The sequence below is a fragment of the Streptomyces akebiae genome (assembly GCF_019599145.1).
Classification (GTDB): domain Bacteria; phylum Actinomycetota; class Actinomycetes; order Streptomycetales; family Streptomycetaceae; genus Streptomyces; species Streptomyces akebiae.
Window position 1 is genome coordinate 6,582,378 of sequence record NZ_CP080647.1, and the last position, 17,942, is coordinate 6,600,319.

At 69.6% G+C, this 17,942-nt stretch carries 13 protein-coding genes; 5 read left to right on the forward strand and 8 right to left on the reverse strand.

Annotated elements, in window-relative coordinates; all coding sequences use genetic code 11:
• Positions 1-19: 19 nt before the first annotated feature.
• The 4 genes from K1J60_RS28425 to K1J60_RS28440 all read right to left on the reverse strand — a co-directional run bounded on the left by K1J60_RS28425 (position 20) and on the right by K1J60_RS28440 (position 5,119).
• Positions 20-1,981: an ABC transporter permease/substrate-binding protein gene (locus K1J60_RS28425; protein WP_220648680.1), complete on the reverse strand. Its 1,962-nt coding sequence runs from the start codon at positions 1,979-1,981 to the stop codon at positions 20-22.
• Positions 1,971-3,500 carry a sugar ABC transporter ATP-binding protein gene (locus tag K1J60_RS28430; protein WP_220648681.1) on the reverse strand — a complete coding sequence of 510 codons (1,530 nt, stop codon included), beginning with the start codon at positions 3,498-3,500 and terminating at the stop codon, positions 1,971-1,973. The genes K1J60_RS28425 and K1J60_RS28430 overlap by 11 nt, the downstream gene beginning before the upstream one ends.
• The gene (locus K1J60_RS28435) at positions 3,497-4,549 is read right to left on the reverse strand and encodes a LacI family DNA-binding transcriptional regulator (protein ID WP_220648682.1); all 1,053 of its coding nucleotides are present in this window, start codon (positions 4,547-4,549) and stop codon (positions 3,497-3,499) included. Before K1J60_RS28435 ends, K1J60_RS28430 begins: the two co-directional genes overlap by 4 nt.
• Before the next feature lie 165 nt (positions 4,550-4,714).
• On the reverse strand, positions 4,715-5,119 hold the full coding sequence (locus K1J60_RS28440) for an ATP-binding protein (protein WP_220648683.1): 405 nt from the start codon (positions 5,117-5,119) through the stop codon (positions 4,715-4,717).
• A gap of 203 nt (positions 5,120-5,322) precedes the next feature.
• Here K1J60_RS28440 and K1J60_RS28445 point away from each other — a divergent pair, with 203 nt between their 5' ends.
• Positions 5,323-6,174 carry a helix-turn-helix domain-containing protein gene (locus tag K1J60_RS28445; protein ID WP_317619730.1) on the forward strand — a complete coding sequence of 284 codons (852 nt, stop codon included), beginning with the start codon at positions 5,323-5,325 and terminating at the stop codon, positions 6,172-6,174.
• 8 nt (positions 6,175-6,182) lie between these two features.
• Entirely contained in the window at positions 6,183-6,380 is a 198-nt protein-coding gene (locus K1J60_RS28450; protein WP_220648684.1) for a DUF397 domain-containing protein, read from the forward strand.
• Between the two features lie 226 nt (positions 6,381-6,606).
• Here K1J60_RS28450 and K1J60_RS46790 read toward each other — a convergent pair whose 3' ends face one another.
• Entirely contained in the window at positions 6,607-7,245 is a 639-nt protein-coding gene (locus tag K1J60_RS46790; protein WP_220648685.1) for a calcium-binding protein, read from the reverse strand.
• Positions 7,246-7,471: 226 nt separating this feature from the next.
• Between K1J60_RS46790 and recD2 the strand changes: the two genes are divergently transcribed.
• Both recD2 and K1J60_RS28465 read left to right on the forward strand, forming a co-directional pair.
• The gene (gene recD2 / locus K1J60_RS28460; protein WP_220648686.1) at positions 7,472-9,733 is read left to right on the forward strand and encodes an SF1B family DNA helicase RecD2; all 2,262 of its coding nucleotides are present in this window, start codon (positions 7,472-7,474) and stop codon (positions 9,731-9,733) included.
• A gap of 239 nt (positions 9,734-9,972) precedes the next feature.
• A complete protein-coding gene (locus K1J60_RS28465) occupies positions 9,973-11,262 on the forward strand; it encodes a citrate synthase (RefSeq protein WP_220648687.1) in 1,290 nt (429 codons plus the stop codon).
• A gap of 731 nt (positions 11,263-11,993) precedes the next feature.
• On the opposite strand, the gene K1J60_RS28470 is transcribed toward K1J60_RS28465, so the two are convergent.
• From K1J60_RS28470 to K1J60_RS28480, 3 genes are all read right to left on the reverse strand, one after another.
• The gene (locus K1J60_RS28470; protein ID WP_220648688.1) at positions 11,994-14,315 is read right to left on the reverse strand and encodes a heavy metal translocating P-type ATPase; all 2,322 of its coding nucleotides are present in this window, start codon (positions 14,313-14,315) and stop codon (positions 11,994-11,996) included.
• Positions 14,316-14,346: 31 nt separating this feature from the next.
• Complete coding sequence (locus K1J60_RS28475; protein WP_033531337.1) at positions 14,347-14,586, reverse strand: heavy-metal-associated domain-containing protein; 240 nt, start codon at positions 14,584-14,586, stop codon at positions 14,347-14,349.
• A 169-nt stretch (positions 14,587-14,755) separates the two neighbouring features.
• Positions 14,756-15,337 carry a TetR/AcrR family transcriptional regulator gene (locus K1J60_RS28480; protein WP_220651742.1) on the reverse strand — a complete coding sequence of 194 codons (582 nt, stop codon included), beginning with the start codon at positions 15,335-15,337 and terminating at the stop codon, positions 14,756-14,758.
• A gap of 284 nt (positions 15,338-15,621) precedes the next feature.
• Between K1J60_RS28480 and K1J60_RS28485 the strand changes: the two genes are divergently transcribed.
• Positions 15,622-17,856 carry an MMPL family transporter gene (locus tag K1J60_RS28485; protein WP_220648689.1) on the forward strand — a complete coding sequence of 745 codons (2,235 nt, stop codon included), beginning with the start codon at positions 15,622-15,624 and terminating at the stop codon, positions 17,854-17,856.
• Positions 17,857-17,942: the final 86 nt, after the last annotated feature.

Here is a 17,942-nt window from a genome sequence, read left to right on the forward strand (position 1 = left end):
CCTTCATCCGTCTTCGTCGTCAGCCGCTGAACTCGGCCACGTTCTGCGACGTGACCACCTTCACCGGCACCATCACCGACTTCTCGACCTTCTCGCCCTTGGCGGCCTCGACCGCGTTGCGCACCGCGATCCTGCCGAGTTCGGCGGGCTGCTGCGCCACCGACGCGTACAGCGTGCCCGCCTCGACGGCCTTCAGCCCGTCGGCGGTGCCGTCGAACCCGATGACCTGGACGGACTTGCCCGCCTTGGAGCCGAGCGCCTTGATCGCGCCGAGCGCCATCTCGTCGTTCTCCGCGAACACGCCGTCGACGTCGGGATTGGCCTGGAGGAGGTTGGTCATCACGTCGAGACCCTTGGTGCGGTCCCAGTCGGCGGGCTGCTTGGCGAGGACCTTGATGCCCGGGTAGGCCTTCAGTCCCTCGGCGAAGCCGGCGCCGCGCTCCCGGCTGGCGGAGGTGCCCGCCTGGCCCTGGAGGATGACGATCTCGCCCTTGCCGCCGAGCTTCTCGGCGAGCGACCTGGCGGCCAGCTCGCCGCCGCTGACGTTGTCCGAGGCGACGAGCGCGGCCGTGTTCGCGCCGTTGACCGCGCGGTCGACGGCCACCAGCGGGATGTCCGCCTTGTTGACGGCCTTCGCCGCCGGGGTCACCGCGTCGGAGTCCACCGGGTTGACGATGATCGTGCCGAGGCCCTCACTGGTGAAGTTCTGCAACTGGTTGGCCTGCTGCGAGGCGTCGTTCTGCGCGTCGGTGACCGACAGGTCCACGCCCAGCTTCTTCGCCTCGTCCTGGGCACCCGCCCGGATCTGCACGAAGAAGGGGTTGTTGAGCGTCGACAGCGACAGCCCGATCTTCTCGGTCTTCGCCGCCGACGAGCCGCTGTGCAGGAAGGAGGTCGCGCCCACGATCGCCGCCGCGGCCACGGCCGCCAGCACGTACGTCACCGCCTGCTTCTTCCGGTCCCCGGAGCCACCGGCCCCCGCCGGGACCGGAGTCGCCCCCGCCTTCCGCCGCACGGTGTCCAGCAGCACGGCCAGCGCGATCACCACACCGATGACGACCTGCTGCCAGAAGGCGGACACGGACAGGAGGTTGAGGCCGTTCCTGAGCACCGCCAGGATCAGCGCGCCGATCAGCGTGCCCGACGCCTTGCCCGTACCGCCGGCCAGCGAGGCGCCGCCGATGACGACCGCCGCGATCGCGTCCAGCTCGTAGCCCTGCGCGGCCTGCGGCTGCGCGGAGGAGAGCCGCGAGGCGAGCACGATGCCCGCGGCGGCGGCGAACAGCCCGGACAGCGCGTAGATCGCCAGCTTCTGCCGCTTCACCCGCAGCCCGGAAAGGCGGGCCGCCTCCTCGTTGCCACCGATCGCGTACATGGCACGCCCGATGTACGTACGCCCGAGGATCACGGCCGTCACGCCGCCCAGCACCAGCATCACCAGGACCGGCACCGGCAGCCAGCCGCCCAGGTTGTCACCGAGGTGCGACACCGACTCGGGGAACGCGATCGGGCTGCCCTGCGAGATCACCAGCGACAGACCGCGCCCCACCGACAGCATGGCGAGGGTCGCGATGAACGGCGGCAGCTTCCCGTACGAGATGAGGAAGCCGTTGACGAGACCGCACGCGACACCGGTGACGATCGCGAGGATCACGGCTATCCAGACCGGCACGCCCTCCGAAGTGGCGCTCCAGGCAAGCACGGTGGCCGACAGCGCCGCCACCGAACCGACCGACAGGTCGATGCCCGCCGAGACGATCACGAAGGTCACACCGAACGCGAGGATCGCGGTGACGGCGGCCTGGACACCGATGTTGAGCAGGTTGTCGGCCGTCAGGAAGTCGCCGGACAGCACCGACATCGCGACGACGAGGACGATGAGCGCGGTCAGCGCGCCGTTGTCGAGCAGCAGACGGCGAAGCCCCGAGGCTCCCGAGGCGCCACTCGCGCCCGTCGAACTCTTGAGCGTGTCAGTGGCCATCGGGGGCCTCCGTTCCAGTCGCAAGGGTGTGTGGGTGGGACACGGCGAGTGCCATCACCGCGTCCTGGGTGGCCTCGGCGGCGGGCAGTTCACCCGCGATCCGCCCCTGGGCCATGACCAGCACCCGGTCGCTCATACCGAGCACCTCGGGCAGGTCACTGGAGATCATCAGCACGGCGGCACCGGCGGCCGTCAGCTCGTTGATCAGTTCGTAGATCTCGACCTTCGCGCCGACGTCGATGCCGCGCGTCGGCTCGTCGAGGATCAGCACCTTGGTGTTCGCCAGCAGCCACTTGCCGATGACGACCTTCTGCTGGTTGCCGCCGGACAGGGTGCGGACGTGCTGGTGCAGCCCGGCCATCCGCACCCCGAGCTGCTCGGCGACCCTGGCCGCGTTCGCCCGCTGCGCCTTGAGGTCGACGAATCCGCCCCTGGTCGCGCCCCGCAGGGTCACCAGGCCGAGGTTCTCCTCCACGGACGCGTCCAGCACCAGCCCCTGCCCCTTGCGGTCCTCGGGCACGAGCCCGATCCCGGCGGCCATGGCGGCGCCCACGTCGTCCTTCGGCACGGCGGAACCGCCGACCCGCACGGCACCCTCGTCGTACGGGTCGGCGCCGAACACGGCCCGCACGACCTCCGTACGCCCGGCCCCCACGAGCCCCGCGATCCCGACGACCTCACCGGCCCGCACCTCGAAGCTCACGTCGTGGAAGACGCCGTCCCGCGTGAGCCCCTCGACGACGAGCGACGCCTCGCCCGAGTCCGCCCGCTCCCTCGGGTACTGCTGCTCGATCGACCGCCCGACCATGAGGCGTACGAGTTCGTCCTGCGGGGTGGTGGCGGGCACCTGCCCGACGCTCTTCCCGTCCCGGATGACCGTCACACGGTCCCCCAGGGCGGCGATCTCCTCCAGGTGATGGGTGATGAAGACGATCCCGACCCCGTCCTCGCGCAGCCGCCGCACGATCGAGAAGAGCTTCTCGACCTCCTCGGTGGTCAGCACGGCCGTCGGCTCGTCCATGATCAGCACGCGGGCGTCCAGGCTCAGCGCCTTGGCGATCTCGACCATCTGGAGCCGCGCGATACCGAGTTCACGCACACGCGCGCGGGGAGACACCCGTACGCCCACCCGCTCCAGCAGCTCGGCGGCCTCGGCCTCCATCCGCTTCCGGTCGATCATCCCGAAGCGGCGCGGCTGCCGCCCCAGGAAGATGTTCTCGGCGACGGTCAGATCGGGGACCAGGTTGAACTCCTGGTAGATGGTGGCGATCCCGAGCCGCTCGGAGTCCCGCGCACCATGGATGCGCACCTCCTCACCATGGGCCAGGATCCGCCCCGCGTCGGGCGTGTAGGCGCCGGAGAGCATCTTGATGAGCGTGCTCTTGCCCGCGCCGTTCTCACCGAGCAGGACGTGCACCTCGCCCCGGCGCAGATCGAAGTCGACGCCGTCCAGCGCGACCACACCGGGAAAGGTCTTGCGTATGCCTTCGATGCGCAGCAACTCGTCAGGGTCGCTCACGACGTGCTCCTGTTCGTCACGGGGGACTCGGAGGGGACACCGGCGGGGGAGTCGTCGGTGGACTCGCCGCACGAGAGGCGTACGACGAGACGGGCGGGGAGGGTGACGGACTGCGGGGGCCGCCCCTCGATCTGATCGACCAGAGCGCGTACGGCGGCCCGCCCCAGCTCGCCCGTCGGCTGGGCGACCGCCGTGATCGGCGGATCGGTGTGCACGAACCACGGGATGTCGTCGAACGCGGCCAGCCCGACGTCCCGCGGAACCCGCATCCCCCTCGCGCGGATGGCGTCGAGCGCGCCGAGCGCCATCAGGTTGTCGGCGGCGAAAACGACCTCGGGCGGCTCGGCCAGATCAAGAAACCCCTCGGTCACCCGCCGCCCGCTCTCGGCCTGGAAGTCGCCCTGCCCTATGTAGTCGTCGGGCAGTGGCAGCCCGTGCTCGCCCAGGGCCTCCCTGAAGGCCTCGACCCGCTCCCGCCCGGTCGTGGTGGCTGCCGGCCCGGCGATGATCGCGAGCCGCCGGTGCCCGAGCCCGTACAGATGGGCGACGAGATCCCGGACGGCACCCCGCCCGTCGGACCTGACGACCGGCACGTCCACGCCCGGAATCCACCGGTCCACGAACACCATCGGAGTGCCGGCGCGGGCCGCGTCCAGCATCAACGGCGAACCCCCGTCGGTCGGGGACACGAGCAGCCCGTCGATCCGCCGGTCGAGCAGGTTCCGCACGTGGTGATCCTGCAGCTCGGGCCGCTCGTCGGCGTTCCCGATGATCACGCTGTACCCGAGCGCCCGCGCCGCCTCCTCGACGGACCGCGCCAGCTCGGTGAAGTAGGGGTTCATCACATCGCTGATGACCAGCCCGAGGGTGTGGGTCTGATCCGTGCGCAGGGAGCGGGCGACGGCGTTGGGGCGGTAGCCCAGCGCGGCCACGGCGGCCATCACCCGCGCACGCGCGTCCTCACTGACCGACGGATGGTCGTTCAGAACCCGCGACACCGTGGCGACGGACACCCCGGCCTCGGCCGCGACGTCCTTGATGCTCGCCATCGCCGCTCCACCTCCTCGTGGAATCGATTACATCGACGTTACGGAGGATTGGAATCGATTACACGAGGGTGGGGCAAGGGGTCGGCAGTGGCCGAAATCCAATCGTGACCGGGAGGGTGGTGGGGCCGACAGGCCGCGTGGGGGAGGGTGCGGGCGCCGATGGCCCTACGCCGCCGCCAGCTCGCACCACACGTACTTGCCCCGTTCGCCGAACCTGGCCGACGGCATCCATCCCCAGTACTTCGTGCAGGCCACGACGAGACCCAACCCGCGTCCGTCCTCCCGCTCACCCACCCGCTCCAGCGGCTGTGGCGGTTGCGGCGGTTCGGGATCGGCGTCCCACGCCCCGATCCACACCACGCCCTCCGCCGACCGCCGCACCCGGAGAGCGGCGGGCCCCTTCGTGTGCCGTACGGCGTTGGAGACCAGCTCGGTCGCGAGCAACTCCGCCGTGTCCACCAGCCCGATGAGACCGTGCATGGTGAGGATCAGTCGCAGGGTGCGACGACAGATGGTGACGGCTCTGAGGTCGTTGGGGATCTGGAGGGTGTAGTCCCAGGTTTCGGGCATGGGTCGTCAACTCCGTTGGCTGAGGGGGGATTTCGCGCACGGTGGCATTGCCGGCGCCGTCGTGGCGGGACGGGGCGGTGCGCTTCCGTAGCGTGTTCTCTACGTCACCGACAGTAGACCTAACAATTCATCCCGAGCAACCTGATCGCGTAATCTGGCCCCGAACGAGCCGCCTCGGCGGGAGTTGGACCAAGGAGTGAGCAGTGGTTCTGAGGCGCGAGCCAACCGCACGTCAGATGCGCCTGGCGACCGAACTGCGCAGGCTTCGTGATGCGGCCGGGCTCAGCGCGACCGAGGCGGCGGCGCGGCTCGGTGTGGGACGCGTCCAGTTGAGCCACATCGAATCCGCACTCACGGGCGTCAGTGAGCGACGACTCCGGCACCTCGCATCCCACTACGCCTGTACCGATGAGGAGTTCATCGAAGCTCTGGTCAAGATGGCCACGGAACGGACACGTGGATGGTGGGAGGAGTACCGGGATCTGCTGCCCGCGTCGTTCCTGGACCTGGCTGAGCTGGAGCATCACTCCCGGTTCCAGCACAACCTGGCCATCCTGTATGCGCCGGGTCTCCTGCAGACCGAGGCCTACGCTCGTGCCGTATACGCCACACGAATTCCCGAACTTACGGAAGAGGAGCTGGAGTTGCGTGTGCGCCACCGTATGGCGCGTCGTGCGATCCTCGAAGGCCCCTCACCGATCCGCCTCGACGCCGTTATCCATGAAGCGGCGTTCCGCATCATGGTCGGCACTCGGGCCACAGCACGAGGACAGCTCACCCACCTCCTGGAAGTGTCCGAAGCGGAACACATCGGTGTGCGGGTCGTCCCCTTCGACATGGAGGGCTTCTCCTGGGCCAGCAGCTCGATGACCTACGTGGGCGGCAGCGTGACCAGACTGGACACGGTGATCCGAGACGGCCCCACGGGTGCGCTCCACATTGATGCGGAGGACCAACTGGCCACATATCGCGCTCGCTTCCGACAGGTGAGCGCGAGGGCGCTCGACCCCGAGCAGTCGCACGAATTCATCAGGCGTCTGGCAAAGGAGCTGTGAGGCACTTCATGACCGACCCCAGCAACTGGCGAAAGTCGTCCTACTCCGGCGACGGCGACGGCGACAACTGCGTGGAGATAGCCATCACCCCCACCCACACAGCGGTCCGAGACTCCAAGGCTCCAGCGCGGGCCACCCTCACCTTCCCCGCCCCCTCCTTCACCGCGTTCATCAGTGCCCTCAAGAGGTCGACGAGGAGCGTGTAGGCCCCTCCGGACAAGGGTGGGCCTCAGCCTGGCCAGGGGTGCCGGAGCGGGCCCTTGTCAACGAGTTCCGTCGTACCGCGGCGCGTCGCCCCGCAGGCGCCCCGACGAGATGGGCCGCCAGCCGGAGCGGACGGCCCATCGGGCAGGACTTGAGGCCTGACGGCGGGCTCAGCGAATGCCGTCAGGCGCTGTCACAGGCGCGGGCCCGAACCGGCCGGAGGCCAGGTCAGGACTCGCAGCCGAGCTCCTGGTCTCCGGAGTCCGACGTGCAGCTGTCGCTGCCGTCCCCTCCCTGGGCGGAGTCTCCCGGAGCCTGATCGACGTTGTCCAGGATGTCGTTGCCCGCCCCGCCGCTCAGAAGGTCGACGCCCGGTCCCCCGACGAGGACGTCGGCGCCGCTGCCGCTCAGCAGGGTGTCCCGTCCTTCTCCGCCCGCGATGGACTGACGGCCGGTGGCGTCCTGGGCGTACACCGTGTCGTTGCCCGGTCCGGCGTCGAGCGAGGCACGCAGGCCGGTTCTCTGGGCAATGGTGTCCTGCTCGTCGCCGGCTACGACGAGGATCGTCCGGGTGCCGGCCGGGCAGGAGACGGAACCGTCACTGTTGAGCGTGCACCCCACGCCCGCGGAAGTGGACGCCCCGGTGTCGATGACGGTGACGGTGCTGCCGGACGGGTTGATGAAGATCCTGTTCCTCTCCCCGGCCGCTGCGTTGACGAAGATGAACGCGTCGTTGGCCTGTACCACCGTCGCGCTCGCCTGCACCGCCCCCGTCGCGGCAGACGCCGGGCCGGTGGGTACCAGCAGCGCGGCACCCGCCGCTGCCACCGCTGCCGCCTGTAATCCCCTGCGGGTTGACTTGGCCATGCTGCTCCTGTCGTTGGACATGCTCGTGCCGACCGCTGGTCGAAGCGGCGGCGCATGGGTTCAGCGTCCGCGCCAGACGGTGAAGGGACATGGGGGACGAGCCCCCAGTTATGCTCCGGGGCCACCGTGTACCCGGTATCTGCCGGGGCGTGGCCGGAGTGCGGCCACGGCGCGGAGTTGCCGAAGGGCGATCCTCGGTGTCAGATTCCGGCGGTACCGTCGGATCATGGCTCAACAGGCGGGGAACCCCCCGGGCGAACGACAGCTCGCCGTACTCGAAGGCGTCCTGGAACGCATCACGTACGCCAACGAGGACAACGGCTACACGGTCGCGCGCGTGGACACCGGCCGGGGCGGCGGCGATCTGCTCACGGTCGTCGGCGCGCTGCTCGGCGCCCAGGTCGGCGAATCCCTCCGCATGGAGGGCCGTTGGGGCTCCCACCCGCAGTACGGCAAGCAGTTCACCGTCGAGAACTACACGACCGTCCTCCCGGCCACCGTCCAGGGCATCCGCCGCTACCTCGGCTCCGGCCTGGTCAAGGGCATCGGCCCGATCTTCGCCGACCGCATCACCCAGCACTTCGGCCTGGACACCCTCCAGATCATCGAGGAGGAGCCGAAGCGCCTCATCGAGGTCCCCGGCCTCGGCCCCAAACGCACCAAGAAGATCGCCGACGCCTGGGAGGAACAGAAGGCGATCAAGGAGGTCATGCTCTTCCTCCAGACGGTCGAGGTGTCCACGTCCATCGCCGTGCGCATCTACAAGAAGTACGGCGACGCCTCGATCGGGGTCGTGAAGAACCAGCCGTACCGCCTCGCCTCCGACGTCTGGGGCATCGGCTTCCTCACCGCCGACAAGATCGCCCAGTCCGTCGGCATCCCCCACGACAGCCCGGAGCGCGTCAAGGCGGGCCTGCAGTACGCCCTTTCGCAGGCCACCGACCAGGGCAACTGCTATCTCCCGGAGGAGCGCCTGATCGCCGACGCGGTCAAGCTCCTCCAGGTCGACACGGGCCTGGTCATCGAGTGCCTGGCCGAACTCGCCCTGCCGGACGAGGAATCGGGCGACCCCGGCGTCGTACGCGAGAAGGTCCCCGGCCCCGACCCCGGCTCGGAGCCGGTCACCGCCATCTACCTCGTCCCCTTCCACCGCGCCGAACTCTCCCTCTCCGCCCAGCTGTTGCGCCTCCTGCGCACGGACCAGGACCGTATGCCCGGCTTCCACGACGTGGCCTGGGACAAGGCGCTGGCCTGGCTGAAGGGGCGTACGGGCACGGAGCTGGCCCCGGAGCAGGAGGCTGCCGTACGCCTCGCGCTGACGAAGAAGGTGGCCGTGCTCACCGGCGGTCCCGGCTGCGGCAAGTCCTTCACGGTCCGTTCGATCGTCGAACTGGCCCGCGCCAAGAAGGCGAAGGTCGTCCTGGCCGCCCCCACCGGCCGGGCCGCCAAGCGCCTCGCCGAGCTGACCGGCGCCGAGGCCTCCACCGTCCACCGCCTGCTGGAGCTGAAGCCCGGCGGCGACGCGGCGTACGACAAGGACCGCCCGCTGGACGCCGATCTGGTGGTCGTCGACGAGGCCTCCATGCTGGACCTCCTCCTCGCCAACAAGCTGGTGAAGGCGGTGCCTCCCGGCGCCCACCTCCTCTTCGTCGGCGACGTGGACCAGTTGCCCAGCGTCGGCGCCGGCGAGGTCCTCCGTGACCTGTTGGCCGACGGCAGCCCCGTCCCCGCCGTCCGCCTCACCAAGGTCTTCCGCCAGGCCCAGCAGTCGGGCGTGGTGACCAACGCGCACCGGATCAACTCCGGGCAGCACCCGGTCACCGACGGCATGAAGGACTTCTTCCTCTTCGTCGAGGACGACACGGAGGAGGCCGGGCGCCTCACGGTCGACGTGGCGGCCCGTCGCATTCCGGCCAGGTTCGGGCTCGACCCGCGCCGGGACGTCCAGGTGCTGGCGCCCATGCACCGCGGCCCGGCCGGCGCAGGCAACCTCAACGGGCTGCTCCAGCAGGCCATCACCCCCGCCCGTCCCGACCTGGCCGAGAAGCGGTTCGGCGGACGGGTCTTCCGCGTCGGCGACAAGGTCACCCAGATTCGCAACAATTACGAGAAGGGCGAGAACGGCGTCTTCAACGGCACCGTCGGCGTGGTCACCGCGCTCGACCCGGTCGACCAGCGGCTGACGGTCCTCACCGACGAGGACGAGGAGGTGGCGTACGAGTTCGACGAACTGGACGAGCTGGCGCACGCCTACGCGGTGACCATCCACCGGTCCCAGGGCAGCGAGTACCCGGCCGTGGTGATCCCGGTCACCACCGGCGCCTGGATGATGCTCCAGCGCAACCTTCTGTATACGGCGGTGACCAGGGCGAAGAAGCTCGTCGTCCTCGTCGGCTCCCGCAAGGCGATCGGCCAGGCGGTCCGCACGGTGTCGGCGGGCCGCAGGTGCACGGCTCTCGACTTCCGGCTCGCGCCACGGTCACTGTGAGTACCTCTCGTGAAGGCGCGTCGCCCCGTGAGTGAAATTTGATCGATCAAATGAGTCGTAAAGGTCACACAGCCCTTCCAGATGTCGGACGGAGGGGGCAGGATGAGCAAGTTGGCGGCACTGAGTGCCGCCGATGGGCCCGATGGTCGACCCCGAGTGCACTCTCCAGAGCCAATTGGGGGATGGTAGAGACAGTCAGGGCACCTCGAAGAAGAGGCACTACGTCGGTGAGGGATGACGTGAGCGACAACTCTGTAGTACTGCGGTACGGCGACGGCGAGTACACCTACCCGGTGATCGACAGCACCGTCGGCGACAAGGGCTTCGACATCGGGAAGCTCCGGGCCCAGACCGGTCTGGTCACCCTGGACAGCGGCTACGGGAACACCGCTGCCTATAAATCCGCCATCACCTATCTCGACGGTGAGCAGGGCATCCTTCGGTACCGCGGCTACCCGATCGAGCAGCTGGCCGAGCGCTCCACCTTCCTGGAGGTGGCGTATCTGCTGATCAACGGTGAGCTTCCGACCGTCGACGAGCTCTCCACGTTCCAGAACGAGATCACGCAGCACACCCTGCTGCACGAGGACGTCAAGAACTTCTACCGGGGCTTCCCCCGGGACGCCCACCCGATGGCGATGCTCTCCTCCGTGGTCAGCGCCCTGTCGACGTTCTACCAGGACAGCCACAACCCGTTCGACGAGCGGCAGCGCAACCTCTCCACGATCCGCCTGCTCGCCAAGCTGCCGACCATCGCGGCGTACGCGTACAAGAAGTCGATCGGTCACCCGTTCGTCTACCCGCGCAACGACCTCGGTTACGTCGAGAACTTCCTGCGCATGACCTTCTCGGTCCCGGCCCAGGAGTACGACCTCGACCCCGTCGTCGTCTCCGCGCTCGACAAGCTGCTGATCCTGCACGCGGACCACGAGCAGAACTGTTCGACCTCCACGGTCCGACTGGTCGGCTCCTCGCAGGCGAACATGTTCGCCTCGATCTCCGCCGGTATCTCCGCGCTCTGGGGCCCGCTGCACGGCGGCGCCAACCAGTCCGTGCTGGAGATGCTGGAGGGCATCCAGACGAACGGCGGCGATGTCGACTCCTTCATCCGCAAGGTGAAGAACAAGGAGGACGGCGTCCGCCTGATGGGCTTCGGCCACCGGGTCTACAAGTCCTTCGACCCGCGCGCCAAGATCATCAAGGCTGCCGCGCACGACGTCCTCTCGGCCCTCGGCAAGTCCGACGAGCTGCTGGACATCGCGCTGAAGCTGGAGGAGCACGCGCTCTCCGACGACTACTTCGTCTCGCGCAACCTCTACCCGAACGTGGACTTCTACACGGGTCTGATCTACCGCGCCATGGGCTTCCCGACCGAGATGTTCACGGTCCTCTTCGCCCTCGGCCGCCTCCCGGGCTGGATCGCCCAGTGGCACGAGATGATCAAGGAGCCCGGCTCCCGCATCGGCCGCCCGCGCCAGATCTACACGGGCGTGGTCGAGCGCGACTTCGTGCCGGTCGAGGCGCGCTGAGCCGCCGATCACTTGTAAGCAAGGGGCCCGCACGGAGAGTCTTCCGTACGGGCCCACTGCGTGCCCGGCCACAGAAGAGGGCGCCCTACGGCGAGTGAGCCGAAGGGGCGCGCCTGTGTCGAGAGGCCGAACGCGCGGAGGCCCGAAGGGTCGAGCACGATCGGCCTCTCGACACAGGCACAAGCGCCCCGGAGGCGAACCGAGCCCCAAAAAACAGGGAGAAGGCGCCCTGCAACGCTGGTCCCCCCACGGGCCGGCGAGCAGGGCGCCTTCCCATGTCCCGGTGCGGATTCCCCCCACGGGATCCGGCCGGGCGTCTGGTGGGCACAGCGCCTGAATCGCTGAGCTCGACGAGCAGAACTCGTCGTCCTACCTGTATGTATCTGTGATGCGGCGGTGTGCGGTCTGCCGGGACGCGTACGTACGGGAGGGCCGCTCAAAGCTCCCCGGTGCACGTGCCCCGGCAACGCAATTCCGGGAACGTCCCCCAAGACATCCCCAGATGCCAGTCACGCCCCCCAAGACGCTTCTGACATCGCCAACTTAGACTCACGAACCCCTTCGGTGGTTACGTTCACAACACTGTGATCTGCGTCTCTTGCGTCATGTCCTGAAGATGCGCAAGAGACCCGATTCGGCGATCGAGGTCCCAGCGTAAGGATGATGCGCGAGCCTTGTGAAGAGCTTATGTGAGGCTACTTCCGGACTCTAGAGGGACTTTCGCCCGGCGGTCACGAAAATGTCCTGAGTCGCAAGCTGTTCGTTACCACGAAAACGGACGAAAAGGCCATAGTCGCCCCCGCGATCATCGGGTTGAGCAATCCGGCGGCGGCCAGCGGCAGCGCGGCCACGTTGTATCCGAAGGCCCAGGCCAGATTGCCCTTGATCGTGGACAGGGTCCGCCGCGACAGCCGGATGGCGTCGGCGGCCACCCGCAGGTCCCCGCGCACCAGCGTCAGATCGCCCGCCTCGATCGCCGCGTCCGTCCCCGTGCCCAGGGCGAGCCCCAGATCGGCCACGGCCAGCGCGGCCGCGTCGTTGACCCCGTCGCCGACCATCGCGACCGTACGGCCCTCCCCCTGGAGCCGGCGTACGACGTCGACCTTGTCCTCGGGCAGCACCTCGGCGATCACGTGCTCGGAGGAGACGCCGACCGCCGCGGCCACGGACCGGGCCACGCGCTCGTTGTCCCCCGTCAGCAGCATCGGTGTGAGCCCGAGATCCCGCAGCCGCCGTACCGCCTCGGCGCTGGTCTCCTTGATCGCGTCGGCGACCGTGACGACACCGAGTGCCACGCCGTCGCGGAGGACGACGACCGCCGTGTGCCCCGCGTCCTCGGCGGCCTCCTTGGCGCCCTTCAGGGGCTCGGGGAGCGGCTCACCGGGGAACCGGCCCACCTGGACGTCGTGGCCCTCCACGAGGCCGCGTACGCCTCTGCCGGGCAGGTTCTCGAAGCGCTCGACGGGCGGCAGTGCGCCCACGCGCTCCTCGGCGCCCGCGGCGATCGCCCGGCCCACCGGGTGTTCGGATGCGTGTTCGATAGCGCCGGCGAGACGCAGGACGCTCGCTTCGGTGACGCCTTCGGTATCGGCCTCGGTCACGCCTTCGGCGTGGGCTCCGGGTTCGCCTTCGAGGGCGTCCCCGGCGACGTGTACCCGCTGGAGCGTCATCCGGCCGGTGGTGACGGTGCCGGTCTTGTCCAGGACGACGGTGTCGACGCGGCGGGTGGACTCCAGGACCTCGGGCCCCTTGATGAGGATGCCGAGCTGGGCGCCGCGGCCGGTACCGACCAGCAGGGCGGTCGGGGTGGCGAGGCCGAGCGCGCACGGGCACGCGATGATCAGCACCGCGACGGCCGCCGTGAACGCGGCGGTGGGGTCGTCCGTGGCGCCGAGCCAGGCGCCGAAGGTGGCGACCGCGATCAGGATGACGACCGGCACGAACACCGCCGAGATCCGGTCGGCGAGCCGCTGCACCTCCGCCTTGCCGTTCTGCGCGTCCTCCACCAGCCGCGCCATCCGCGCCAGCTGGGTGTCCGCGCCGATCCGTGTCGCCTCGACGACCAACCGGCCGCCGGCGTTCACGGTCGCGCCCGTGACGGCGTCGCCGACGGTCACGTCCACCGGCACCGACTCACCGGTGAGCATCGACGCGTCGACGGCGGACGCGCCCTCCACGACGGTGCCGTCGGTGGCGAACTTCTCCCCGGGGCGAACGACGAAACGGTCGCCCACGGCCAGCTGCCCGACCGGGAGCCGTACCTCCCGCCCCTGACGCAGCACCGACACGTCCTTGGCGCCCAGCCTCAGCAGCGCCTTCAGCGCGGCGCCCGCGCGACGCTTGGAGCGGGCCTCCAGATAGCGGCCGAGCAGGATGAACGCGACCACCCCGGCGGCCACTTCGAGATAGATCGTCGACGAGCCCGCCGTACGGCTGACGGTGAACTCGAATCCGTGCCGCATGCCCGGCATGCCCGCGTGCCCGAAGAAGAGGGCCCACAGGGACCAGCCGAAGGCGGCGAGCGTGCCGACGGAGACGAGCGTGTCCATCGTGGCCGCGCCGTGCCGGAGATTGGTGAACGCGGCCCGGTGGAAGGGCAGTCCGCCCCATACGACGACGGGGGCGGCCAGCGTCAGCGAGAGCCACTGCCAGTTGTCGAACTGGAGGGCGGGGATCATGGACATGAGGATGACGGGCGCCGCGAGCAGCGCCGAGACGGTGAGCCGCTGGCGCAGCGAGGCGAGCTCGGGGTCCGCCTCCTCCGCCCGGAGGGGCTCCTCGTGCTCGGTCCGTGCGGGGGCCGGGGGCGGTGGCTCCTCGGCGGTGTAACCCGTCTTCACCACGGTGGCGATGAGGTCGGCGACCTGCATCCCCGAGGGGTAGGCGACCTTCGCCTTCTCCGTCGCGTAGTTCACGGAGGCGGTGACCCCGTCCAGGCGGTTGAGCTTCTTCTCGACACGGGCCGCGCAGGAGGCGCAGGTCATTCCGCCGATGGTCAGCTCGACCTCGTGGACGGGGGCGCTCGTGGCGGCTGCCGCCGTGGTGCTCGTCATGTCGGTGTCCGTGCCTGTGCTGCTCGGCGCCTCAGGCCTTGCCGACCAGCTCGAAGCCCGCCTCGTCGACGGCGGCGCGCACGGCCTCCTCGTCCAGCGGTGCGGCCGAGACCACGGTGACCTCGCCGGTGGAGGCGACGGCCTTCACGGAGGACACGCCGTCGAGCTGGGTGATCTCGCCCGAAACGGCGCCCTCGCAGTGTCCGCAGCTCATGCCGCTCACCTTGTAGACGGCGGTGACGGAGCCCTGGGTGTCGGTCTCGGTGGTCATGTCGTTACTCCTCATCGGGGCGGGTGGATCGGGTGGATCGGGTGGATCGGGTGGATCGGGTTGTAGGGGATCTGTGGGGGTCGGGTAACCCTTCAGGGCATCCACTTTATACCCCCTAGGGGTATGAATCCAAGAGGGGGTCGCGTGGGGAGGTGGGGCGCGGGGGGTCCTAGGGGCCGGTGGGCGGGCAATCGCCCACCAGCGGTTCCAGGTAGCGGTGCAGGATGTTCTTCAGTTCCTGGATGTAGGCCTCGCGCTCCGCGCCCTCGCGGCTGAGCACCAGCTCCAGGCCGGCCTTGTACATGGCCATGCAGACGTGCGCGGTGCGCGTGATGTCGGCGGCCGGTGTGCCGGGCAGGAGGGGGGTGAGCAGCGCCTCGATCCGCGCGACCAGGGCCGTGTGCAGGGCGTCGTGCTGCTCGGCGATCCGGCCGGGGACGTCCGGACCGTGCATCAGCGTGTAGACCACCGGATGGCGGCAGTTGAAGTCGATGAAACGGTCGACGGCGGCGGCCACGGCCACCTCCAGCGGGGTCGCCGGATCCACCGGGGCGAGCGCCTCGCCGTACGTCTCGCGCATCTCCAGCATGAGCCGTTCGCTCAGCTCGATCGCGATCGCTTCCTTGTTCGGGAAGAACTGATACAGCGTGCCGGGTGAGACCCCGGCCTCACGGGCGATGGCGTTGGTGCTGGCGGCGGTGTAGCCGGTCGAGCAGAACACGGAGGCTGCCGCTTCGAGGAGCTGGGCGATGCGGCGCTCGCCGCGGGCCTGGCGGCGGCGCGGCTGCTCCTTGGACCGGGGCGGCTCTTCGGCCCGGGGCGACTCGTCGGCCCGGTGCTGTTCCTTCTCCTGGTGGGTGGGCACGCGGTTATCCCCAGCTTTCCGGACGTGATTGACAAACACGAGTGGTCGCTCGCATTCTGGTGAAACGCGAGCGATCTCTCGTGTTTGCCAGTGTATGGCTCGGCGTTTCGCTGCTGCCCGGCTGCGCACAGCACGGATCACAGTGAGTCGGATGAAGGGGACACCGCACCATGACCGAAGTCAACCGGCCACCCCGACGGGGAGGCTGGACCCGGTTCGTGACCGCCCGTCCCCGGCTCTCCCTGCTCGTCGCCCTGGTGCTCACCGCCCTCGCGGTCGTCGCGGGCAGCGATGTGGCCGACCGTCTCGGCAGCGGCGGCTGGGAGGACCCGGCCGCCCAGTCCACCTACGCGACCAAGGCCCTGGAACGCGAGTTCCCCGACTCCCAGCCGAACTTCCTGCTGCTGGTCGACGCCGGCGAGGCCTCGGTAGACGACCCGGCCGTCGCCGCCGAGGCGAGGAAGCTGACCGAGCGGCTGGCCGCCGAGAAGGGCGTCACGGGGGTCGGCTCCTACTGGCGGACGGGCGCCCCGACCCTGCGCTCGGAGGACGGAAGCGAGGCGCTGATAGCGGCCCGCCTCACCGGCGACGACACGGCCGTGAACAAGACCCTGGACCGCATCGCCCCCGAACTCCGCGGCACGCACGGGCCGGTGGACGTCAAGGTCGGCGGCATCCTCGCCGTGCGCCACGAGATGCAGACGATCATCCAGGAAGACCTGCTGCGGGCCGAGATGATCGCCCTGCCGGTGACCCTCGTCCTGCTGGTCATGGTCTTCGGCAGCGCGGTCGCCGCCCTGCTGCCGCTCGGCGTGGGCATCGTCGCGATCCTCGGCACCAACGCGATCCTGCGCGGCCTCACCGAGGTCACCGACGTCTCGGTCTTCGCCCTGAACCTCACCACGGCCATGGGTCTGGGCCTCGCGATCGACTACGCCCTGTTCATCGTGCGCCGCTTCCGTGAGGAACTGTCCACCGGCGCCGACTCCCTGACGGCAGTCGCCACCACCCTGCGCACGGCCGGCCGCACGGTCCTCTTCTCCGCCCTCACGGTCGCCGTCTCCCTGGCCGCGATGATGGTCTTCCCGCAGTACTTCCTGAAGTCCTTCGCCTACGCGGGCATCGCGGTGGTCCTCCTGGCGGCGGCAGCGGCCCTGATCCTCCTCCCGGCGGCGCTCGTCCTCCTGGGCGACCGCGTCAACGCCCTGGACCTGCGCAAGCTGTTCAAGCGACGCAAGGCGCAGAGCGGGGGCGGTGACTCCCCGGACGTGGAGGAGGGCGCCGCCTGGGGCCGGACGGCAGCCCTCGTGATGCGCCGCGCCCCCTACTTCGCCATCGCCACGACCGCCGGTCTGCTCCTCCTCGGCCTCCCCTTCCTGGGAGTGAAGTTCGGCACGGCCGACGACCGCCAGCTCCCCGCCACCGCCGAGTCGCACGTCGTCCAACAGCACCTCCGCGAGGGCTTCCCGGGCACTCCCGGAGGCGGTCTGGAGGTCCTGGCGGAAGGCGAGGCGACGAAGGCGGAGTACGCCGCCTACAAGGAGCGGCTGGCGGACCTCCCCGAGGTGCTCCGGGTGGAGGGGCCCCTGGTCGAGGGCGACTGGGCCTACTTCACCGTGCAGCCGAAGGGCGAGGCGGTCGACGAGGGCGCGCAGCGTCTGGTGGAGGACATCCGGGCCATGGACGCCCCGTTCGACACTTCGGTGACGGGCACGGCGGCGGTCCTGGTCGACACCAAGGCGGCCATAGGGGACGGTCTCCCCTGGGCCCTCTCCTTCATCGCGATCGTCACCCTGATCCTGGTCTTCCTCCTCACCGGAAGCGTGCTCATCCCCCTCCAGGCGGTCCTGCTGAACGCCCTCAGCCTGACGGCGATGTTCGGCGCGCTGGTGTGGGTCTTCCAGGACGGCCATCTCTCCGGCCTGCTCGCCTTCACCAGCCCCGGCTCCATAGAGACGACCCTGCCGGTCCTGATGTTCTGCGTGGCCTTCGGGCTCTCCATGGACTACGGCGTGTTCCTGCTCTCCCGCATCAAGGAGGAGTACGACCACACGGGCGACCACACCGCCTCTGTCCGCTTCGGGCTCCAGCGCACCGGAGGCCTGATCACCGCCGCCGCCGTCATCCTCGCCGTTGTCATGATCGCCATAGGCACATCCCGGGTCACCAACACCAAGATGCTCGGGCTCGGCATAGCCCTCGCCGTCCTGATGGACGCCATGGTCATCCGCAGCCTCCTGGTCCCCGCGGTCATGCGCCTCACGGGCCGTGCGACGTGGTGGGCCCCGGCCCCGCTGAGGCGGTTCCACGAGCGGTTCGGCCTGAGCGAGGGGGAGTCGACCCCTGCACCGGAGCCCAGCGCCGAGCCGAAACCGGAGCCGGTCGCCACCCATTCCGGCTCCTGAAGCCGCAGGCCATTCAGGAGCGCGGGGAACTGCGCGACCAGCCCCCACCGGACGGACGCTCGGGGCCAAAGGGGCGCAGCCCCTTG